The sequence below is a fragment of the Peptidiphaga gingivicola genome (assembly GCF_001652275.1).
GTDB lineage: Bacteria > Actinomycetota > Actinomycetes > Actinomycetales > Actinomycetaceae > Peptidiphaga > Peptidiphaga gingivicola.
In genome coordinates this window covers 663,737-685,349 of sequence record NZ_LVZK01000001.1, presented here as the reverse complement: position 1 = coordinate 685,349, position 21,613 = coordinate 663,737, and the positions used below count along the sequence as shown (strand labels likewise).

The 21,613-nt window shown below is 66.7% G+C and carries 16 protein-coding genes; 13 read left to right on the top strand and 3 right to left on the bottom strand.

The features are described from left to right. Positions 1 to 334: 334 nt before the first annotated feature. From A4H34_RS02765 to A4H34_RS02755, 3 genes are all read right to left on the bottom strand, one after another. On the bottom strand, positions 335 to 673 hold the full coding sequence (locus tag A4H34_RS02765; protein WP_064231002.1) for a hypothetical protein: 339 nt from the start codon (positions 671 to 673) through the stop codon (positions 335 to 337). A gap of 826 nt (positions 674 to 1,499) precedes the next feature. Continuing rightward, the gene (locus A4H34_RS02760; protein ID WP_064231001.1) at positions 1,500 to 2,147 is read right to left on the bottom strand and encodes an LppA family lipoprotein; all 648 of its coding nucleotides are present in this window, start codon (positions 2,145 to 2,147) and stop codon (positions 1,500 to 1,502) included. Next, positions 2,135 to 2,407, bottom strand: a complete 273-nt coding sequence (locus tag A4H34_RS02755) for a hypothetical protein (protein WP_156510227.1) — start codon at positions 2,405 to 2,407, stop codon at positions 2,135 to 2,137. The genes A4H34_RS02760 and A4H34_RS02755 overlap by 13 nt, the downstream gene beginning before the upstream one ends. 142 nt (positions 2,408 to 2,549) lie before the next feature. Between A4H34_RS02755 and A4H34_RS02750 the strand changes: the two genes are divergently transcribed. The 13 genes from A4H34_RS02750 (at position 2,550) to A4H34_RS02690 (ending at position 21,463) form a co-directional block, all read left to right on the top strand. Further along, positions 2,550 to 3,467 carry a fructosamine kinase family protein gene (locus tag A4H34_RS02750; RefSeq protein WP_064230999.1) on the top strand — a complete coding sequence of 306 codons (918 nt, stop codon included), beginning with the start codon at positions 2,550 to 2,552 and terminating at the stop codon, positions 3,465 to 3,467. 112 nt (positions 3,468 to 3,579) lie between these two features. After that, a complete protein-coding gene (purB, locus tag A4H34_RS02745; protein WP_064230998.1) occupies positions 3,580 to 5,151 on the top strand; it encodes an adenylosuccinate lyase in 1,572 nt (523 codons plus the stop codon). A 618-nt stretch (positions 5,152 to 5,769) separates the two neighbouring features. Next, a complete protein-coding gene (locus tag A4H34_RS02740; RefSeq protein WP_009197880.1) occupies positions 5,770 to 6,456 on the top strand; it encodes a DedA family protein in 687 nt (228 codons plus the stop codon). Positions 6,457 to 6,580: 124 nt separating this feature from the next. Beyond that, the gene (locus tag A4H34_RS02735; protein WP_064230997.1) at positions 6,581 to 7,117 is read left to right on the top strand and encodes a hypothetical protein; all 537 of its coding nucleotides are present in this window, start codon (positions 6,581 to 6,583) and stop codon (positions 7,115 to 7,117) included. Positions 7,118 to 7,231: 114 nt separating this feature from the next. Then, positions 7,232 to 8,797 (top strand): hypothetical protein, encoded by a 1,566-nt coding sequence (locus A4H34_RS02730; protein WP_064230996.1) that lies wholly within the window; start codon positions 7,232 to 7,234, stop codon positions 8,795 to 8,797. Between the two features lie 87 nt (positions 8,798 to 8,884). Beyond that, the gene (locus tag A4H34_RS02725; RefSeq protein ID WP_009197883.1) at positions 8,885 to 9,121 is read left to right on the top strand and encodes a heavy-metal-associated domain-containing protein; all 237 of its coding nucleotides are present in this window, start codon (positions 8,885 to 8,887) and stop codon (positions 9,119 to 9,121) included. A 205-nt stretch (positions 9,122 to 9,326) separates the two neighbouring features. Beyond that, positions 9,327 to 11,642, top strand: a complete 2,316-nt coding sequence (locus tag A4H34_RS02720) for a heavy metal translocating P-type ATPase (RefSeq protein ID WP_009197885.1) — start codon at positions 9,327 to 9,329, stop codon at positions 11,640 to 11,642. A 310-nt stretch (positions 11,643 to 11,952) separates the two neighbouring features. Further along, positions 11,953 to 14,268 carry a DUF7926 domain-containing protein gene (locus tag A4H34_RS02715; RefSeq protein ID WP_156510226.1) on the top strand — a complete coding sequence of 772 codons (2,316 nt, stop codon included), beginning with the start codon at positions 11,953 to 11,955 and terminating at the stop codon, positions 14,266 to 14,268. 415 nt (positions 14,269 to 14,683) lie between these two features. Beyond that, positions 14,684 to 17,461, top strand: coding sequence for a lysylphosphatidylglycerol synthase transmembrane domain-containing protein (locus A4H34_RS02710; protein ID WP_156510225.1), 2,778 nt, complete (start codon positions 14,684 to 14,686; stop codon positions 17,459 to 17,461). 267 nt (positions 17,462 to 17,728) lie between these two features. Further along, positions 17,729 to 18,592: an LPXTG cell wall anchor domain-containing protein gene (locus tag A4H34_RS02705; RefSeq protein ID WP_064230993.1), complete on the top strand. Its 864-nt coding sequence runs from the start codon at positions 17,729 to 17,731 to the stop codon at positions 18,590 to 18,592. Between the two features lie 292 nt (positions 18,593 to 18,884). Continuing rightward, entirely contained in the window at positions 18,885 to 20,603 is a 1,719-nt protein-coding gene (locus A4H34_RS02700) for a DUF2079 domain-containing protein (RefSeq protein ID WP_082903018.1), read from the top strand. Between the two features lie 15 nt (positions 20,604 to 20,618). Next, positions 20,619 to 21,113 (top strand): fluoride efflux transporter FluC, encoded by a 495-nt coding sequence (locus tag A4H34_RS02695; RefSeq protein ID WP_064230992.1) that lies wholly within the window; start codon positions 20,619 to 20,621, stop codon positions 21,111 to 21,113. Continuing rightward, the gene (locus tag A4H34_RS02690) at positions 21,110 to 21,463 is read left to right on the top strand and encodes a fluoride efflux transporter FluC (RefSeq protein ID WP_064230991.1); all 354 of its coding nucleotides are present in this window, start codon (positions 21,110 to 21,112) and stop codon (positions 21,461 to 21,463) included. The genes A4H34_RS02695 and A4H34_RS02690 overlap by 4 nt, the downstream gene beginning before the upstream one ends. Positions 21,464 to 21,613 lie beyond the last annotated feature (150 nt).

The window sequence follows — 21,613 nt, the reverse complement described above, 5'->3', positions numbered from 1 at the left end:
GCGTCGGCCGATCTGCAATCGGCCGACGCCAAGCCGGATCGTCTCGCCAAGCGGGGCGGTTTTCCGCAAGCGGACGGTATCCGATAGGCGGACGGTCTCCCACAGACGGAAGCCGCCCGGGGGCAAAGCCCCTCGCAGCTTCAAATCCGGGTCGCCTCCCTCATGCGGCGTCCGCTTAAGCTTTGCGCAAGGCCACTCAGGCTTTACGCAAGGCGACTCAAGCTTTGCACAAGGCGGCCACACGAGTTTCGCACACAGCGGCCACCTATTCTGATGCGGTTGGCTTCTGACGCAGTTGGCAGGGGCTCCCACAAGAGAGCCCCTGCCAACCGCATCAATCGTCGGCCATCGGCCAGCGCGAGGTCCAACCGTCCCCCGCATCCCGTTCCTGCTCAGTCGCATTGGGAGCGTTCGACGTGGACGTGGGTTTCCCGTCCGGCGAGGCAGCCTCGCTGTGCCGTCCAACCTTCGGCTCCCCAATGCTCGGTCCGAACGACTCGGCGTTCCCAAGCCGCCAATCCGTGCCTCCCGCCCGCCCCGAATTGAGGGCGTCGACGCCGTCCGCATCGGCCCCAACGCTTCCACGCGCACCGGACGCCTCGGCTTCGGCGCGGCCGACGTTCGCAGCGGAGGCGTCCTTGGGAAACGGGCGGCATCCGGTGGTGTAGCGCACGGAGAAGGCGCGGTCTCAATGTCGACTCGAGCGCACCGAGGGACGTCTCGAGCGTTCTGGAAGCCGATACGCGCACCCGAGTGCCGACCCCCGATCAGTCGGCAAGCCACGCCTTGGCACTGCCCCGGACCCGCCGCGAACCGCAATGCAAACGAGGCCCCGGGCAGGTTGACGCCATTGTCGCTCGCGCGGATGCCGCAACGAACGCCCTAGGAAGCCCTGCTGAGCACGCCGAGGGGTGCAGCACAGGCACTCTAAGACGCCACCCGCGCCATAGGCTTCCCCGGGGTTTCCCAGGATTAACTCATGACCGCCTAAGGATAGGAGGGTTGTATAGATGATGTCAGCAGGACGAGCAAGCGATCCTAACGGTCAGCGCTTGTCAGTTCAGCAGATGCGATGAATGTGTTGTGTGCAGTGAGCCGACGAAGAAAGGTGGTGGCATGCACAGACAGGCAAGCATCGCCGCCCGGCTCAAGCGGTTCGTTCCCTTCGCCGCTTGACACTTCGACGGTGGCATTTGGCGGGAGGCGTTGGCATGGAGCGCCTCCCGCCAATACTGTTTCCTGGGCTCAAGCACGCTTTCAGCCTCGCGTGCGGACATCCGCAAATACAGGCAAGCATGATGACGACGTCAGAGGAGGCTGGGCTAAGGCAGCGTGCAGCCCCACGCAAGCAGGCATGCCGATCCGCTAAGAACCGCCGATCACGAGCCCAATCCGTACAGCCCACACGCGCAAGCGCACGCCGCAGAATTCGCACCTTCAAGTGAGCCCTATAAGACGCACGACAGGTTTGGGTGATCGAACCAACGGACTCTGTCGGTTCAGGGCGATGCTGTAGCAGACTCGCTTGGAGTCGGGGTATCCAAACGCCTATCGGGATCAGGCGTCGATCCCGCGGGAGCCGGCCGACATCCGGTCGTGTACCACATACCGAAGACTTCCTCGCGGGTCATGCCCATATTGATGTAGCCACCGTCGCCCTCGTTGTAATAGTCGAAGCTCTTGTCCCCTTTGTCAGAAATCTCGACGACAGTGGTGAAACCAAGAGGTTCAACCTCCTCCTTGAAGATCTTATGAATACGAGAGAACTTGTCCATTGGAATACCGTACGTTTTACCTTGAGCGTTGTTATATTCTCCTCCCTCATTCTTGCCGTCAGCGCATCCGTAAAAGACATTGACTGGTTCCTTTATCCAGGTCCAGTCCTGTTTGCCAAACTCCGCGTCAATTCGACCGCGCACGCGACCTAGCGCAGCCCGCAGATCAGCATCTGCCGTTCGGATATCGACTCGATCTTTAAAGGGCTTCTTTCCGTAGTAGTATGGGCGGCTATTGAAATCGAAGGGGTCCGCCTTCTTCCCCGCTGTCGGCTCCGTCGAAGGCGTAGCATCCGATGAACATCCTGCGAGGCCGAGGACAACAGCCAGGAGAGCGAAACGAATACGACGCCCCGCCTTCACAGCGTCCACCCCTTGGCGACTATGACCTTCGCAATCTGTTCCTGCGCCTTGCTCCCGTCGACGAGATAGCCAGAATACCCTGTGACCCTCGTTTTGGAGTCCTCCGGCGTAACCTGCTGGAACCCCGAATCAGCGTCCATCGGGTCCTTCCCGAGAGCTCCGGAACCCGACGCCTCCTTGGAATGCTGAGCAGCAGCCTCCAGACTCGCCAGATCCACGAAGGCCTCAGCCGCTATCTCTCCTTGATGCCGCGTGCTTATTGGGTTCACCGAGCGCCCAACAGATTCTTCGAGGGCGCCTTGTGAAACCTACGGACTATTGTTGCACTACGAGCGACGTAGCGCAGTCTAATCCTACGGAAGCGTTGCCCATTGACAGAATTGCCGAGTGGTCGAGTAACATTGCTAGGTTATGAATGCGAGCTTCACCAAACGCGCGAGCAAGCAGGCGACGGCCGCGGAGGCAGCCGGTTTGGCCGATCTGGCGCGCGCCGCGCGAGCCGGCGGTGCACCGGTCGTGCGTCTCCTCCGAGCAACAGCCACGAGCCTCGACACGGCAAGGCTTTCCGCCGTCACAGCCTCCCCCGCAGCGGCGGAGGAGTTCGGCCGCCGGCTCGCCGCCACCCACGCCTTCTGCCCCGAGGGTTCGAGGGTGTTCGGCCAGGCGCCCGCCGGCCTCGTCAACGCCGACGGCGCCGCGAGCGACGGCGTCATGGGCGCAGCCGCGCTCCCCCTCGTCGGCCCCGGCCTCTCCCGCCGCTTCGGCGAGTTCTATGCGCAAGACAGGCTCCTGCCCTACCTCGTCGACGCCCGACGAAACGGATCCATCGGCGCCGAAGGCACGGCCGTCCTCGAACGTTTGGCGGAACGCCTGAACGACGGCGAATTCGACGCGCCGCAGCCCGCGTCCGTCAGCACGGACGCAGCCCTCCTCCACGGCGACCTGTGGGCGGGAAACGTCATGTGGGCCTCGCGCGAATCGGCGGAAATCGCGGCCGAAGGGCTCGCCGCAGCGGAAGAAGCCGCCGAAGGCCTTGGCGTCGCGGAAAAGACGGGCAGCGCGAGAAACCGCCGGGACGACGTCGTCGGCGTCCTCATCGACCCGGCCTGCCACGGCGGGCACGCCGAATCCGACCTCGCACAGCTGACGGTGTTCGGCGCGCCCTTCGTCGACCGCATCTACTCGGCCTACAACGAGGCCTCGCCCCTTGCCGACGGATGGCGCGAGCGCGTGGGCCTGCATCGGCTCCACATTCTCATCGTCCACGCCGCGCTGTTCGGCGGCGGCTACGGGCGGCAAACCGTCGACGAAGCCCGGCGATACATCTGAGCGCCGCCCCGCGCCCGGCTGCGCAAACGAATGCGGCACGCCGACTCGTTGTCCACACGGGCAACCGCCCGCCGTCCGCACGCCGCCCCGCCGTCCGTGGGAGAATGACGCCATGATTACGCTCGGGCCCTTGGACGGCCGTTACCGCGAAACCGTTGCCCCGCTCACCGCCTTCCTTTCCGAGGCCGCGCTCAATCGCGCCAGAATCGCCGTCGAGGTGGAATGGCTCATCTTCCTTTCGCAAAACGAGGTGTTCCCGGGAGCCCCCGTCGTCTCCGAGGCCGACGTCGCCTACCTGCGGGCGATCCCCCAAAAGTTCGGCGAAGCGGAGATAGCCGAGCACGCCGCCATCGAGGCCGAGACGAAGCACGACGTCAAGGCCGTGGAGTATCTCATCAAACGCCGGATGGAGGCGGCGCCCGACGTCGTCGGGCCGAACACCGCCCTTCCCAGCCTGACCGAAATGGTCCATGCTCTGTGCACCTCCGAGGACGTCAACAACCTCGCCTACGCCCTGTGCATCAAGGGCGCGGTGACCGACGTGTGGTTCCCCGCTGCGCTCAAACTCCACGACGCCCTCGCCGAACTCGCGCACGCGCACGCGGATCTGGCCATGCTTTCGCGCACGCACGGGCAGACGGCCACACCCACCACCGTCGGCAAGGAAATGGCCGTCTTCGCCCACCGCCTGAGCCGCCAGCTCCGCAGGATCGCCAGCGCCGACTACCTGGGCAAGATCAACGGCGCCACCGGGACCTTCGGCGCGCACGTCGCCGCCCTGCCCGACGTCGACTGGCCCGCCCTCTCGCGAGCCTTCGTCGAAGGCCTCGGCCTCGTGTGGAACCCGCTGACCACCCAGATCGAGCCGCACGACTGGCAGGCGGACCTCTTCTCCGACGTCGTCCACGCGAACCGCATCGCCCACAACCTCGCCACCGACATGTGGACGTACATCTCGCTCGACTACTTCCACCAAAACCTGGCAGCCCAGGGCACAACCGGCTCCTCGACGATGCCGCACAAGGTCAATCCCATCCGCTTCGAAAACGCCGAGGCGAACCTCGAGGTCTCCTCGGCGCTGTTCGAGACGCTCGCCGAAACGCTCGTCACCTCACGGCTTCAGCGCGACCTGACAGATTCGACGACGCAGCGCAACATCGGCGTCGCCTTCGGACACTCGCTGCTGGCTCTCGACAACCTCGTGCGCGGGCTCGCCGGCGTGGACCCCAACCCGCAAAGGCTCGCCGAGGACCTCGACGCCTCGTGGGAGGTTCTGGGCGAGCCGATCCAGCAGGCCATGCGCGCAGCCGGGCTCGGCGGCGCCACCGGAATGGGCAACCCCTACGAACGTCTGAAGGAGCTGACGCGGGGGCGCAAGGTCACGGCCGAGGACATGCGCGAAGCGATCGCTTCGTTGGGCATGCCCGACGACGTCGCAGCGCGCCTGACGGCGCTGACACCTGCGAGCTACACCGGGCTGGCCGCTCGGCTGGTCGGATTCCTCGACGGCGCCACGCACTTCAGCGGCGCGGGGCATTTCACCGGCGCCACGCAGCCGCATCCCGGCGACGCCGCTCACCCCGACGGCGCCGCACAGCCCAGCGAGGAGGCGGCCACCGGCCAAGCCGGGCACGCGGCGCCAGCCGAGCGCGAGGAGGCATCCGAGCCCGACAGTCACCTATAAGACCCCGACGGCCGCCTATAGGACAGAGAAAAGCACGCTGCGCTTCCCCCTGCTTTCCGTCCCATCGGGGTGTCAGCTCGAGGGGTCAGCCCCGCCAGAGCAGCGATGTTCCGGTCAAAACGCGGCAGTTCCTCCGACGCCAGGCGGTCCAGGCACGCCAGACGCCGCCAACGCCAGACGGTCCAGGCAGCACCAGGCGGTCCGGGAAACGCCAGACGATCCAGTCACGCCAGGCGGTCCAGTCAGTCGCCGCCAATGCGGGGCGCCGCTGACAATGGCAGGCGATTTCCGGCGCGACGAAACGCTTCCTCCAGACCGGAGCCATCTTCGCTTCGGGACGGATCGAGGTCTCTGACGGTCAAGGTCTCCGGCGGTCGAGGGCCTCCGTCAAGACGGGAGTCAGATCACATGCAAACTGCAGCCGCTTCCCAGACTCGGCTGTCAAACTATTGGAGGCCTTTCACTTCTCGAGCGGCTCATGCGGCGAGTGATGCGAGCGAGGCCGAACGTATCGAACGGGTACTGCACAACCGTCGATCGAGCCAGCGTGCAATCGCGTCGGCGAAGCGTGCTGGGTCGATAGAGTGGAAAGAAACGTAGAGAGAACAAGGAGACCTCGTGCATCGATTCCTTGCCGCCGCGTCGTCGTCGGCCGATCCTCAGGCGCTCTCAGGCATCGCCGGATGGGCGGTCGACATTATGAACGACCTCGGCGGACTCGGCGCCGCGTCCCTCATCGCGCTGGAGAATCTGTTCCCGCCGCTCCCCTCGGAAGTGATCCTTCCGCTGGCGGGCTTCACGGCGGGCACCGGAAGCGCCAACTTCACGCTGCTCGGGGCGATTCTGTGGTGCACCGCGGGATCGGTGGTCGGCGCGTGGGCGCTCTACGGCGTCGGCGCTCTGCTCGGCAGGGAGCGGACGCGCAAGCTCATGGGCAAACTCCCGCTGGTCAAGACCTCGGACATCGAAAAAACCGAGGCGTTCTTCGACCGGAGGGGAACCTGGACGGTCTTTTTCGGCCGAATGATACCGATCTTCCGCTCCCTCATCTCGATTCCGGCGGGCGTGACGCGCATGGGCTTCTGGAAGTTCACCGCCCTGACGACGGCGGGGTCCGCGGTGTGGAACACGATCCTCATCTGGGCCGGCCACGCCCTCGGCTCGAATTGGACGAAGGTGGAAGGCTACGTCGGGATACTGACGAAGGTCACGATAGTCGTCTGCCTGCTCGGCGGCGCCCTGTGGGTTGCGCTGCGCATCCGCTCCAACAGGCGCAAGCGCGAGGCCGTGCCCGCCGAAAACTGAGAGGCGGCGCCGCCGAAACGCACGCCGACAGGGCATCTCAACCCGCCCAAAGCCTGGACGCTCGGCGCGCGGGTTGCTCCGCTCCCGATAGAGTGAAGACGTCAATCGGACGGAGGCTGCTTCCGTGGACGAAAACTACGAAGACTATCGGATCGACGTCGGCTACCGAATGGCGATAGCCCCCTGGCGCGCGCGGTCCTACATCGAGGGCGGCAAAGAGGACTTCTGCGGTTTCGCGATCGACGCCGCCCAGGTGAGCGGCGTGACTGAGGTGGGCGACTTCATCGACCTGTTCTGCGGAGCCATAGCGCCCGCGCAGTTCTCTGCTTCCGAGCCGATGCACGTACTCGAAGTGCCCGCCAATCCGTTCGTGCAAGCGTCTCGCGCAGCGGGAGCCCTCCACCCTGACGCGCTCCCCGTCGCGATCCTCAAGTACCTCGCGCAGATCAAAGTGCTCCACGCCCTGCAAGGACAAGGCGCCCCGCTCGCCTACGCCCTCAGCGTCTTCCGAGGAGACCTCGAAAACACCGAGATGATCCCCTTCCCAGACGAATACCCTCCCATGCTCGAGCACATCGCGCCCGAAGACTGGCAGGAGGAACTCGAATATTTCCCCCGCGACGAAGAGCCCGAATGGGCTCGGCGCCTCATGGACCGATGAAGATCGGACGGGCCGAACCGAGCCTCTCAATCGAGGGCGCCGAACGGCGAACCTCGATAAGGCAGGCGAAACCGTGAAGATCAAGAACACCAACCCGACGAGCGAAGGAGCCCAATGAGCGTCGTTTACCAGCTGGCCGTCACCCCCTGGCAGGCCAACAGGTATCTTTCCGAGGGGGCGGAGGATTTCTGCGGATTCGCCGTCGACGCGGCAAGCGTCGAGGACGTGCGCGACGCCGGCTGCCTGCGCGAGCTTCTCCTGTGCAAAGTGAACGAGGCGAACTTCCCGGCCGACGAGCCGCTGCACATCCTGAAAGCGCCCATCGACCCGTTCGTCCACACCCGGCGCGCGGTCGGCCCGCTGCACCCGGACGCCTTTTTGGGCGGCGTCACGGAAGACGCCCCATACGATCCGTCCGGCGTCGTCAGCGCGGGCGGCGCGACGGCGGAACTTCTGTGGATAGAGCCGGGGCGCCTGACCCGCGGCTCCGAACTGTGGCGCTTCCGCCCCGGAGACCCGAACCCGGAGCTTGCGGCCGTCTACCACGGCGTCGCCTGGGGGTGGGAGAACGCCCGGACGGGAGAGTTCGTCGCGGCCAAACCGAGCAAGCTCATGGGGCCCGTGGTCAAGCGCGAATGGGGAACCGCCGCCGTCGACGTCGAAACCGACGGAGGAAAGCCGACCGCCGTCACCCTCGTCAGCCCCCAAAAGCCGCCCGAAAGCGGATTCGAGAGGTTGTCGACGGGCCTGTGGGCCAAGCGCATCGAGTACCGCGACGGCCTGAACGTCTACGAAAACTACCTGTCGGCCCTGGCCCGCGGGGTGCCCGTTCGGGTGACCCGCCTCGCGAACTCCCCCAACGGAATGGAGGCCCTCGGATTCGCCCTCCTCGTCGACGCGCCCTACGCGATCGGCAACAGGGTGCTCCGCATCTGCCCCGGTGCGTTTTTCTGCGTCATGCCGATGGACGAGATGGAGAAGGCCGTCGCGAGAGAAGGCCGGCCCGAAACCTGGGACGTTTCGACGTTCCCCGCGGTCACGACGCTGTCGCTTCGGGAGCGGTCGAACTACGACGTCGATTCCCTCCTCAAGGACATCCACGCACTCATCGAGAACGTCGCGCCCGAAGGATGGCGCACGTGCACTCTCATCGTTCAGATAGTCGGCGGGCAGTTTCGCTACGGAGGCAATTTCTTCATCCCGGCTTCTGCCGACCCCTTCGAGGCCGCTCCGCCTTCCGGAGGCGGCTCGCCCTCGCAAGCCGCTCCGCCTTCCGGGGCCGGTTCCGAAGCCTCCTCGTCCGAGGATCGGAGCGCGAGCGCCGACGACGGCGCCCACCGGGGGCCGGGAAGCCGGCGAGCGCGCAGCGGCAGGCCTCGCCGCCCCGTCTACGGCGGCGTCGTCGAAGAGATCTCCCTGCTTCCCAGCGCCGTCCTCGAATACCTGGGGCAGATCAAGAAGCTCGCGGCCACCCCGGAACGCGGCGCGCCGCTGGCCTTCACCTTGCAGGCAAGCGCATCCGGCGAGACGAAGCTCAACGTCACATACGAGGAGACGCCTCCGCTCGTCGAATCCATCACCCCTCAGGCCTGGGCGGCCGAGATGGAGGCGTTCCCGCGCCCGAACCCGCCCGAATGGGCGTCGCGGCTCACTGATCCCGGCGACGACGGCGGCCTGTGAAACACCGTCTCTGAAATACCGGGAGGGGCACGTGCGTTGAAGCATGTGTCGGCGCATGGAGCGCCGCGAGCAAAGGAGTGAACAGACATGACATTCGACCGAACCATCGAGCTTGGCGTCACCGGTATGACTTGCGAGCATTGCGTTTCACATGTGACCGAGGAGCTCAAGGCCCTTCCCGACGTCGTCAACGTTTCGGTGACCCTCGCAAAAGGCGGAACGTCCAAGGTTCTCGTGTACACGAACGCCGACATCCCCGACGCCACCCTCAAGGAGGCGATTGACGAGGCCGGCGGATACGAGGTCGAGTCGATCGTTCGCTGACAGTCCTGAAACAATGCACGCGCGGGAGAGGAGCGCCGACGCTATGACGTCAACCGCAAATCGAGCACAGTCCGAGGAGGCCGATAGGCGACGATCTCGGAACGCCCCTGGGCAACCGTCCGATCGCGCCGACAGGGCTCAACCGCAGACCGTCGATCGAGCGCGGCTCCGACACGCGGATCCGACCCAATCCGGCGCGGATCCAATGCAACCCGGCGCAGATCCGGCGCGATCCAGCGCGGATCCGGCGCGGCCGCAGACCGAGGTCGAGCTGGCCGTCACCGGGATGACCTGCGCCTCGTGCGTGGCCCGCGTGGAGAAGAAACTCAACAAGATCCCCGGAGTCACGGCGATCGTCAACCTCGCCACCGAGAAGGCGCACGTCGAGTGGGCGGACGCGGCCGGGCCTTCCGACGCCGACCTCGTCGGCACAGTTGAGAAAGCCGGATACGGCGCCACGGTTCTGCGGAGAATCACAACGGACGACGCCGGAGAACGCACCGTCCAGGCAAGCGAGGCGGCCCGAGGGGCCGAGGAGGCCGCGGCCCGCGCGGCCTCGGCTCGCGTGGCGGACCTTCGACGTCGATTCTGGGCGGCCCTCGTCCTCTCGACGCCGATCGTCGCGGTGTCGATGGCCCCTGCCTGGCAGTTCCCGGGCTGGCAATGGGCCGTCGGCGCGCTTTCCCTCCCCGTCGCCTTCTGGTGCGGCTGGCCTTTCCTGAAGGCGGCCTGGCGGGCCGGGCGGCACGGCTCGACGACGATGGACACGCTTGTCGCCCTGGGCATCCTCGCGTCGATGGGGTGGAGCGCGTGGGCCCTCCTGTGGGGCGGCGCCGGAAGGATCGGCTACACCATGGGCATGACCGGCATCCACGGACTCGGCCACTCGGGAACGCCGCATCTGTACTTCGAGTCGGCGGCCTTCATCGTGACGTTCCTCCTCCTCGGCCGCTGGCTGGAGTCGCGCTCGCGCCGAAGCGCGGGCGACGCCCTGCGCTCTCTGCTCGACCTCGCGCCGACTACGGCCACTCGGGTGCGCCGGGAAGGCGGCGGCGTCGTCGAGGAGACGATCGACGCCGCGGAGTTGGAAGTCGGCGACGAGTTCCTCGTTCGCCCCGGAGAGACGGTGGCCACCGACGGATTGGTCGTGGAAGGCGAGTCGGCCGTCGACGCCTCCCTCCTGACGGGCGAGTCGATTCCCGTAGACGTCGGCCCCGGCAGCAAGCTGACAGGCGGCGCCGTCAACACCTTTGGAGCCCTGACCGTGCGGGCTGTGCGGGTCGGCGAGGAGACGACCCTGGCCAGAATGGGCAGGCTCCTCACCGAGGCACAGACGGGGAAGGCGCCGGTCCAGCGTCTGGCCGACAAGGTCTCGGCCGTCTTCGTCCCTGCCGTCATCGCGATCGCCGCCATCGCCTTCGCAACGAGGCTCGCTCTGGGCAACCCGCTCGAAATGGCGCTGGCGAGTGCGATCACCGTGTTGGTCGTCGCCTGCCCGTGCGCCCTGGGCCTGGCGACTCCCACGGCCCTGCTCGTCGGCTCGGGCCGGGCCTCACGCCTCGGCATCCTCATCAAGGGCCCGGAAACCCTCGAATCGGCCCATGGCGTCCAGACGATCGTCCTCGACAAGACCGGGACGCTGACCACCGGCACGATGGCCGTTTCGGCCGTCCGGCCCGCCGAGGGCGTCGGCGAACGCGAGCTCTTGGCGGCGGCGGCCGGCGTCGAGCGCGGGTCCGAGCATCCGATTGCCAAGGCAATCGTCGCGCTGGCGCACGAACGCGGAATCGAGCCGAAAGCCGTCGAATCGGTTGCGGCTCGAGCCGGAAACGGCGTGGAGGGGATCCTTGACGGCCGCAGAATCGCCGCCGGAACGGCGCGTTGGCTCGCCGAGGAAGGCGTGGAAGGCGCGTCGGGCCTCGGCGGCGAGCCGGGCGCGTCCGTCGTCGGCGTAGCGCTCGAAGGATCGCTGCTGGGTGCGTTTGACATTCGCGACGCCGTTCGCCCGGAAAGCGCCGCCGCCGTCGCCGAGCTGAAGTCCCTCGGGCTGCACCCGGTCCTCGCGACCGGCGACAACGAAGCTGCGGCGTCGGCCGTGGCCGCTGAGGTCGGCATCGACGACGTGCGCGCGGGGATCCTTCCTGAAGGCAAGGTCGGGATCGTCGAAGAGCTGCGGGCAGCCGGGCAGAAAGTCGCCATGGTCGGCGACGGGGTGAACGACGCCGCCGCCCTGGCCGGCGCAGATCTGTCCATAGCCATGGGGTCCGGCGCCGACGTCGCTAAGGAAGCGGCCGATATCACAGTCGTGAGTTCGGACATCCGCTCCGTCGGGGCGGCCATCCGCATCTCGGCGCAGACCCTGCGAATTATCAAGGAAAACTTGGCCTGGGCCTTCGGGTACAACGTCGTGGCAATCCCCGTGGCGGTCGCCGGTTTCATCGTACCCGGCATCGCGGCGGCGGCGATGGCGAGCTCGTCCGTCATCGTGGTGGCGAACTCTCTGCGGCTGCGACGAGCCTAGATTCCCCGGTTTACCGGGCATTCTTGCCCCGCTCTCCCGACACGCGAGAGCGGGGCCCGCTTATTTTGCTCCCAAGATAGAAAGAACCAGGGGAAAGGTCTCCTAAATCTCACCTGCGGAGCTCCTTTCCAGAAATCGCTAAATATCAACGAAAAGTAGTAACATGGGGAGTGTTGCCCATGCGACCTCCCCCCCTGGGGGGATCCCTAGGGAAACATGCATTGATAAGTTAGTTTCTAATTAAACATGCCACCTACTAACCACGCGCTTACCTAACGGACTAAGTATGGCTTCGACCGAAGGAGTCATTATGGCCCATTCATCACGCAAACCGATGGGCACACGGACCTTGATAGCGGGGGTGATCATCATCCTCGTCACCGCGCTGACCGCGTTCATCACGCCATCGAACGCAGACGTCAACGCGGCCATTGCCATATCCTCACCAACGCTCACCCGCACAGATGCCAACGGCGATCCGCTCACCGCCGCCGAAGCGTCGCATCCCATGCTCGTCGGCGACCACGCATCGCTCTCTTTCGCCTGGGACGCCGCCAAAGCGAACATCGCTCCCGGACAATCCATGAAGATCGGCATCCCGGCCTCCTTCCGCACGCTGGAGCCCGGATCCCAAGCCGACCTCACGATCGACGCCGCCGGAAAGCAGACCGCGATCGGCCAGTGCAAACTCGGCCGCAACGAGGTCGACTGCGCCTTCGACAAAACGGTCGACTCCTTGAAAGCCCGGGGATACGCCGCGCCCAAGGGCAAGGTCAGCCTGCGCCTGACAGCTCTCGCCCCCACGGCGTCGCCGGTCGCTTTCACGATCAACGGGGGCCAGTACAAGCTGGCCATTCCCGGCGGTTCTGTGCGCGAGCGCTCCAAGGGCTACAACCCGCACACGTTCGCGAAAGTCACCCCCGCGTTGACGTCCGAGAGCAGATCGGTGTTCTGGACCGTGAGCTTCGGGGCCGACTACGTCGCCGAGCGGCTGAGGGAAACCGGGCAGCACATGCGGCCGGACGGGGCCACCCGTTCGACGGTGACGATCACGGACACGATCGGGCCCGGCCAGAAGTTCGCCGACCCCTCGAAGTGGGCCCTCTACCACCGCGGATCTGCGGGAGACAAGGAAGTTCGGGACGTCCGGGTCACCGGAGGCGCGGGAACGGACTACACCACCGCCTACGGCGACTTCGACATGTCCGTCTCGATCAACGGCTCCACCGCCACGGTTTCCATAACCGGCCCGTGGCGCGGGCAGACCAACTACGGCATCGCCTATCCCACCGTGCCCGACAAGGGGAGGATCACGCCGAACTTCGCCTACGTCAACACCGCCGGGCTCGGCAAGACCAAGATCGTCAAGGCCGCCGCCGCGAAGTACACCGACCCCTTCGCCTCCAGCGGGCTCGTGGACGCGCAGCACGGGTCGTTCACCGTCACGTCGCGCGCAACGGGCCCCCACGCCGAGGCGATTCCGCGGCGCGTCGCCTTCCCGGTGACGGCTCGCTACGAGCTTCCCGCGGGAACCACGGCCTCCGACTATCCGAGCTGGAATCCGCCGGGGACCCTGGCTGCCGACAAGCGCTCCGGAACGTTTTCGCTGGCCGCCGGCATCGGCCAGAAGGTCGACGCCGGATCGAAGTTCCCCGCGGGAACCAAGATCACGGTCACGCAGGATTCCTCCGCCGCCCTCGGCGCGCCCGAGGGAGTGCGGTGGGGCGACCCCTCCTACACCGTCGACGGCGACAAGGGGAACTCCTTCGTCGTCAAGGCGAACACGGTCCACGGCGTCGCCGTATCGACGGAGGTTCTCAGCCCGCCTTCGGATGTGAAGCCCACGCCTAAGCCGAGCCCGAGCACCCCTGCGCCGAGCCCGAGCGCCTCCGCGCCGGAGCCGAACCCAAGCTCGCCCACGCCTAATCCCAGCGCCTCCGCGCCGGAACCAAGCCCGAGCACTCCCACGCCGAGCCCGAGCGCAACTTCGCTGGCCTCCGACCCGACGACGCCGCCCGAGCCCACGCCCACAGCGCCTTCGTCTCACCCCGCTCCGTCTCCGACGGAAACCATGCCCTCGAAACCGGTCGAAACGCCCAAACCGTCGAGCGAGCCGACCGGCACCGCGGAACCGAGCCCCTCGCCGACGACGGCCTCCCCCACGGAGGAACCCTCGCCGACTCCCAGCGAGAGCCCGACGGCCAGCCCCTCGGAGAGCCCGAGCCCCTCCGAAAGCACCGAGCCTTCGCCGACGGACACCCCCAGCGCGAAGGCCTCCCCGAGCGCTGCGCCGTCCTCTCCGAGCGTCGTCGTGCCGCCCATCTCGCCCTCGGCGCCCGCAGCGACGCCGAGCCCGACGGATTCCCAATCCCCGAGCGGCGATCCGGGAGCGGCCAACCCCAACGGCGGCCAGCCTTCCGGCAAGGGGAAGCCCCGCGTCAGACGTCCGGGCTCGAGCATCAACTCACCGATCGTCGGCACTCCGGTCGCCCTGCCCACCATGGCGCGCGCCGCAGAGGAACGGCCCCTCATCAAAACCGGTCTGGACATGGGAACGGGCGTCGTCTTCTCCGTCTCTCTGAGCCTGGTGGGAACGGGCCTCGTCATCCGCCGCTACTTCTCGTGAGGGAACGGACCTGACGGACACGCCCCCGCTCCAAGCCGCCGCATCGTGACCGAGCGGGGTCCACGGGAGCCCACGCCGGTTGCCTCTCTCGTGACGGGGCGGGTTGGCAAGCGTGACTAAAGTTGCACGCACCAAAGCGGTCGCCCCTCTCGTGACGGGGCGGGTCCCTCGGGGGTCCGCTTTGCCGCGAGAGGGGCTCGTTTTCATCCAAACCCGCCGCTCGTCGCACGACGAACGAAGGACGACGAGAGGCGACGTCGGCCGCGGGGCCGATTCGCGGCGGGCAGCAGCGCGAGTGTTTCTCCCGCAAGGCCGACGAGAAGCGGGCGGCCCGCCTCGAAGGGCGGGGAGCAAGAACCCCGGGCGAGCTTCGCCAATTGGCCTAACTCTCAATCCATTGCCTTAGAATTCACATGTGGACGATAATCTGACGAATACGACCCCGCGGCGGCCGGTGTTGCTCGTTGACGAAGAAACACGGTGGCTGAGGCGTCCGCGAGATCTGGTGTCTGCAGTCATCACGCTGCTGGCGATCGTCGGCGTAATGGTCGTCACAGTCTACGGTTCCTCGACGGCCCTGGCCGTCATACGCGACGTCCGCACAGCCACGAGCGGCATCATCACGTCGATCCTGTTCATGCCCGTCAACGCCCTGGAGGGCCTCATCGGCTTCTTCCTGCCGGCCGCATTGATCATCGACATGGCCTGGCACCGCCGATGGCGCACACTCGCAACGGGCGCCTTGGCGGTGGCCAGCGCAGCTGCCTTCACCTACGGCCTTCTGTGGCTGTTCAGCCGCTACTTCCCGCTCTCGCCCATCACCGGTCAGCTTTCCGACTCCCTCGTCGAACAGACCTATTTCAAGCTCATCCCGTACGTCGCCGTCGTGTCGGCGATACTCACGGTGGCCGGGTCCGGCAAACGTGCGAAGACGACGAGGTGGGGCTGGCCGCTGCTCTCCCTCGTTCTCGTCCTCTCGGTGCTCCAGGGCAATCAGACCCTTCCCGGAGCCCTCATCACGGCGCTTCTCGGCGTGCTGTGCGGACTCATGTGGCGCTATATCGCCGGCGACGTCCCCGACCGCGCGACGGGGGCCGACCTGGTCAAGCTCGTCAGGCGCGCCGGCGTGGACGCCCAACTGGTGGTCCGCATCGACAGGCTCCCCGACGACGCCGCCCTCACCGCATGGCTCGCCCCCGCACACGGCGACCTCGGCCACATCGACCGGTACGGCATCGACCAGATCCACCGCATCCTGCAGAAGGCGGGAGAATCCTTCGAGGGCGCCCCGCCGAAGCCCAAAGGGGCCAAGGCCGCCTCGCCGGAGTCCGAGCAGCAGGCCGACGATCCCCGGCGCGCAGACGGTCCGCGGCGGGCCGACGATCGGCTTGAATCCGAAGAGAACCACCAGACTCCGGAGCCCGCGCCGGGCTTCGGCCCTATCAGTCGCTCGGCGAAGGCCGCCTCGCAGCGCCTCAGGCCCGCCGACGACGTCGACCCCCTCGCCCTGCGAAACGAGCTCCTGGCCTCCTATCACCCGCCGCTGAGCGGGGAGGCCTCCCGCAACTACATCGTCGTCGATTCCTCTGGGAATCCGCACCACGCCTCCTTCTTCGACGCCGACCAGCAGATCGTCGGAGTGCTGCAGTCCTCGTGGCAGCGGCTCGTGCTGACCACTACGGCCCGCCAGGCAGAGAAGACGATCGACGGGGCGATGGACCGCTTTGCGCTTATGGAATTGGCGAGCGCCTCCGCCGGACTCGCCCCCGACCGCGGCCTGGCCGTGGCGGGTTCAGACAGCTCGAAGGTCGTCATCCTCGAAGTCGATGGCTCCACGGCCCTGAGCGACATCGAACCGAATGAGATTCCCGACGAGGCGCTTGACGACGTGTGGGACATCCTCCAAGACGCCCATCGCCGCGGCTTCTCCCACGGAGACGTGCGGGCGGGCGTCACGGCGCTCAAGGGCGGGCGCGCCCGGCTGCTGCACTGGGAGAACGGCCGCCTTGCGGCCTCCGAGATGGAGCGCCGCATCGACATGGCGCAGGCGATGGCCATGATGGCGGGGATCGTCGGCGTCGAACGCGCCATCGCCTCGGCAAGCCGATGCCTGCCGCGCGACCAGATTGTCTCGCTTGCTCCGATCCTGCAAAAGGCCATCGTCCCCTCCGAGACGATGGCGAAGTTCACCGAGAAGAAGCAGCTGGAGCGGCTGCGCGACCGCCTCACCGAGCAGGTCCCCGAGGTCGCGGAAGTGACGCCCACCCAGCTCTACCGGTTCTCCGTGAAGACCGTCGTCACCGTTTCCCTCGGCCTCGCGGCGGTCTACATCCTGGTCGTGTCGGTTAACTTCAACGAGCTTCGCTCGACCCTCGCCAGCGCCAACCCCCTGTGGATGCTCTTCGCCTTCGTCGCCGGCCTGTTCACCTATATCGGGGCGGCGATGACCTTGCGCGCGTACACATCCGAGCCCTTGAACGCCAAGGACACCGTCATGGTGCAGGTGGCCGCATCGCTCGTGACCCTCGTCGCCCCGGCCGGCATCGGCCCGGCCGCCCTCAATCTGCGCTTCCTCCAAAAACGCAGGGTCTCCACGCCAGTGGCCCTCGCGACGGTCACCCTCGTTCAGCTCGCGCAGTTTGTCACCACGATCATCCTGCTCATCGGGATCAGCCTCGCCACCGGCAAGATCGGCTCCCTGTCCATGCCCTCCGGCGCGGTCATCGTTGCGATCGCCATCGGCGTGCTTGCGGTCGCCGCCCTATTCCTCGTCAAGCCCCTGCGCAGGTGGGCAGCAAAGAAGGTCCGCCCGACGATCGACCAGGTATGGCCTCGCCTCGTGTGGCTCGCGACCCACCCCAGCAGGATCGCCTACGGATTCGCGGGGTCCACCGTCCAGACGATCGCCTTCGTCGCCTGCTTCGGCGGCTCGCTCGCCGCCTTCGGATACAACCTTCCGATCGTCACCTTGGCCCTGGCCTACCTCCTGTCGAACTCCCTGGGCTCCGTCGTCCCGTCCCCCGGCGGCATCGGCCCCGTCGAAACCGCGCTGACGACGGGCCTGACCGTGGCCGGAGTCCCGACGTCGATCGCCGTCTCCACCGCGGTGCTCTACCGTCTCCTCACCTTCTGGGGACGCGTGCCGCTGGGGTGGCTCGCGCTGCGGATGATCACCAAACGCGAGGTCATCTAGAGTGCGGTCGCCCACGCTGAGGCAAGCCGCACATATACGAGTTTTTCCCTTGATTTAGCCGTTTTGCGGGAATCTCGACGAGAAACGGAAGCTGTTTGTGGTAGAAGTACCCGCCACATTCCTAGGTTCTTACACTTCCGAAGTGTTATCGTGAAACAAAAGAATCGTTGCAGGCTATCAGGTAGCGGTCCGCCGAGTTGTCGGCTGCCTCTCACCCATGCGAGAACCTGGGCGCAACGACAAAACGGACGAAACAAAGGAAAGCTCGTGACACAATCGCATTCGCGCTCAAAGCGGGTACTTCCCCGCCACATCATCGCCACTCTCGCCATCTCCGGAGCCAGCGTGGCCGGCATGGCCGCGCCGAGCTTCGCTGGAGAAACACCCCAGGCTCCCGACGCGCACGGTACCGCCGGGGCCGCCGTAAAAGAGGCTCTGGCCAAGACCCCGCTGGCAAATCTGCCGCAGGCCGACGACGGCACTCCGCGCGACGGAGAAGATAAGAGGACGCCCCCGGGCGACGGCGAAGCCGACAAAGGCGGCAACGAGAACGGCAACGGCGGCCAAGCCGGCGACAACGGGGGTGAGAACGGCCAAGGCGGCAATGGCGGCCAGGACAACAACGGCCAAGGCGGCGGCGGCCAAGCCGGCGACAACGGCAACGATGGCAACGGCGGCGGCCAGGCCGGCGACAACGGCAACGATGGCAACGGCGGCGGCCAGGCCGGCGACAACGGCCAGGGCGACAACGGCACGCCGAGCCCGTCCACTCCCTCCGGCCAGCCCTCGTCGGGCAGCCCCTCGGCGCAGGACCCGAAGAGTCCGGGCGACCCCTCTCAGTCGGGCACGAGCAGCCCGAGTGACAACAAGGTTCCCGGGCTCAACACCGGCACCCCGCAGAAGACCGGCGCCGAGAACGGCGGCGATCACGGCGTGGCGCCCAACCAGCAGGATCCCGGAGCATCGGTTCCCGTCGTCCCGTCGCCTCGCGCGGGCTCGGGCCAGAAGGGCAGCGTCTCTGGCACTCAGCTTCCGCGCACGGGCGCTTCGGTCACGACCCTCGCCGCCGTCGCGGTCGCCGCAGCCGGAACCGGCGGAGTTCTCGTTGCACGCCGTCGCAGGGCCTACTGACCCACTGATTCGGTGATTCGGCTTTGGCTGGATCATCCTTCTCAACAAACTAGAGCGGTTGGGGCGAACCGAGTTTCGCCCCAACCGCTCTAGTTTGTCAGAGGACTTTGGTTTGTCAGAGGGCTCTGTGACTCGCCGGGCGCCCGACGTTCGTCCGAGTCTTTTCCGCACTCGCGCATGCGCTCGCTGTGCCCACATGCGCTTCCCAACTCCCGCACCATCCCCCGCAGGAAACACGCTCGCGTGAGCTGCAAGGCGACGAAACAGCGCGGCCAATGGTTAGACTTCCGTTGTGACCAGCTCAGAAGAAACCTCACCCGAATCGCTGGATCCGATCGCGGGGCCCAGTCCGGAGGCAGTGCCAGGCGCCGAACCTGAGTCCAACCTCCAAACCGGCTCCGACCGAGAAACGGAGCCCGCCCGCCAAACCGGCTCCGATCCAGCCGCCGAGCCCAATCTCGAGTCGCATCCCGATCCGGAGGCGGAGCCGGACGCAGAATCGTGCGCCGGGCCCGAATCGCGGGTTCCGCAGCAATCGGCCGGGCCTTCAAAGGACGGAGCTCCCGTCGCAGCGGTCGCCCCCTCGAGGGCAGTGGCCCATATTCTCGCCTGGTCGATAGCCGCGCTCTCGGCCTTCGCCTACGTTCTCTACTCGCAGTTGCAATGGAGGACTTTCGCGACGCCGTCGTGGGATCTGGGAATCTTCACCGAGCTCGCCAAGCAGTACTCCCAATTCGACGCGCCGACGGTGGACATCAAGGGGCCCGAATTCAATCTGCTCGGAGACCACTTCCACCCGCTGCTCGTCCTGCTGGGCCCCGTATACAAACTGTTTCCCTCGGGGCTGACCCTGCTCGTCCTCCAAGACCTGCTGTTCGCCCTCGGCTCGGTCCCGATAACGCTTCTGGCGGTCAAACGGCTGGGAAAGAGCCTCGGGGCGGTCGTCGGAATCGGCTACGCGATGAGCTGGGGCCTGTGGAGCGCGGTCGAATCGCAGTTCCACGAGATAGCCTTCGCGGTCCCGCTGCTTGCCTACGGGCTCGCCCGATGGCTCGACACGAAGGGCAACTCGCGATCGGCGCTCGTCGCCGTCGGCCTCCTCGTCTTCGTCAAGGAGGACCTCGGCCTGACAGTCTGCGCCGTCGGCCTCGTCTTTCTGTGGCAGGCGTGGGGAGCCGCGGCCCGCACCGACGACAGGTTCGCGATTCGTTCGCGCGCATCCTTGAAGAAGGCGCTGTCCTCCCCCCAAGGCAAGGCCGGCGCCCGCCTCGCCGCGTGGGGCCTCGCGTGGACTCTTCTGGCGATACTCGTCATCCTCCCGATCTTCAACCCCGAGGGCGGATGGGAGTATACGAACAGGCTCGCGCAAAACGACGCCGTCGCATCGAATTTCCTCCTTCGCTTCTTCCTTCCGGCGACGAAATATGCGACGCTCCTGCTTCTTGCCCTTGCGACGGGGCTCGTCGGACTCGTCAGCCCATACGTCTGGATCATGCTGCCCACGCTCTTTTGGCGCTTCGCAGGAAACGTCGAGCACTACTGGGGCTGGCACTGGCACTACTCGGCCATCCTCGTGCCGATCGCCGCGATCGCCCTGATCGACGCATGCTCGCGGTGGCGCGGCACGTACAGGGCGCGCTTGGCGGCGGCCTGCGTCGCGCTCGTATCGAACGTCGGCGTCGCGTGGTTCGGCCCGATCGGGCAGCTCGTCGACGGCCGCACGCCTTTTTCCGTCACGGAAGAGCAGGCCCAGGCCGGAAGGGACGCCGTCGAGGCGCTTGGCACGGGGCACAACGTCGTCGCCAACCTGCCCATGCTGGCCTACAACGTGCCGGGCAACCGCGTCTATTGGGAGGGCACGTACGGCAAGGCGAAGATCGACGCCGTCATCTTCGCGCCGTCGAATTCCACCGGGGGGCTGCCCGCCGACGTCTGGGCGGAGCAAAAGTTCGGCGGCAGGTGGAAGCTCGTCTACTCCCGCCTGAATTATCAGGTGGCCGTGCGGCAATGACGGCAAGGGCTGCCTGTGCGTGAGCGAAACCGCGCCGGCCAGCTTGCGCGGCGGCTGACCGGGCCGTACGCCGCCGTCTTCGCGGGAGGCTGCGCCGGAACCGCGCTGCGCGCCTGGATAGGCGAGCTCCTTCCCGGCGGGGCGCAGGCATGGGCGTGTGCGATTCCATGGGCGACTCTCGCCGTGAACCTCGCCGGCGCATTCTTGCTCGGGCTCCTCGCGGGCCTTCTCGCACGCCGTTTCCGGCGCGCAGACCCTCGGGTGCGCCTGCTTCTGGGCACAGGCTTCCTGGGATCGTTCACGACCTACGGCACGTTCGCAGCCGAGGTCGAGGCAGCGACGACGGCGCAGGCAGCGGCCTACGCGGCGGGATCGATCGCCTGCGGCCTGCTGTGCGCATGGGGCGGGCTGTCCCTCGGAACGCGCGCCGGGCGAGGAAACGCAAGGCAAAGGAGCGCCGGGCGGCGCGACCAACTGGCAGACGAGTCGGAGCCGGAGGCGAGCGCATGATTGCGGTCGCTCTGGCAGGAGGCCTCGGCGCGGTATGCCGCGCCGGCCTCGACGGCCTGGTCCGCAGGCGGCATCCGGAATTTCCGTGGGGAACCTTCGCCGTCAACGTCCTCGGCTGTTTCCTCTTGGGCGCGGCGACGTCGGCCTTCTCCGCGATGGACCCGAGAGCCCTGCGGATGGTCACAACCGGATTTTTCGGCGGATTCACAACTTTTTCCACGGCTATGCTCGACGCCGTCGAACTTGCCCGCGCAGGGAGGAGGCTCGCATCCGCGGGGTTGGTTCTCGGAACTGCGGGCTCGAGCCTGCTCGCTTTTCTGGGCGGAACGGCGTTTGCCTCGATCTTCTGAACGGCGTTCGCCTCGACCTTCTGAAGCTCAAGGCGAAGGCTCGCGAGCCGACCGCTGCGTCCGCGAAAGAAGCAGAGCGTCCGCGCTCCAAGCCCCCGTCCGCGGACCAGACCGGGGGCACGCCCCCGAATCGAGCGTCCGACGTCGAAG

What these genes read in the sequence shown, in the direction of transcription:
- purB (WP_064230998.1), top strand. Translation starts at nt 3,580, where the DNA reads ATGATTACGCTCGGGCCCTTGGACGGCCGTTACCGCGAAACCGTTGCC.
- A4H34_RS02715 (WP_156510226.1), top strand. Translation starts at nt 11,953, where the DNA reads ATGGCCCATTCATCACGCAAACCGATGGGCACACGGACCTTGATAGCG.
- A4H34_RS02730 (WP_064230996.1), top strand. Translation starts at nt 7,232, where the DNA reads ATGAGCGTCGTTTACCAGCTGGCCGTCACCCCCTGGCAGGCCAACAGG.
- A4H34_RS02750 (WP_064230999.1), top strand. Translation starts at nt 2,550, where the DNA reads ATGAATGCGAGCTTCACCAAACGCGCGAGCAAGCAGGCGACGGCCGCG.
- A4H34_RS02720 (WP_009197885.1), top strand. Translation starts at nt 9,327, where the DNA reads ATGCAACCCGGCGCAGATCCGGCGCGATCCAGCGCGGATCCGGCGCGG.
- A4H34_RS02690 (WP_064230991.1), top strand. Translation starts at nt 21,110, where the DNA reads ATGATTGCGGTCGCTCTGGCAGGAGGCCTCGGCGCGGTATGCCGCGCC.
- A4H34_RS02725 (WP_009197883.1), top strand. Translation starts at nt 8,885, where the DNA reads ATGACATTCGACCGAACCATCGAGCTTGGCGTCACCGGTATGACTTGC.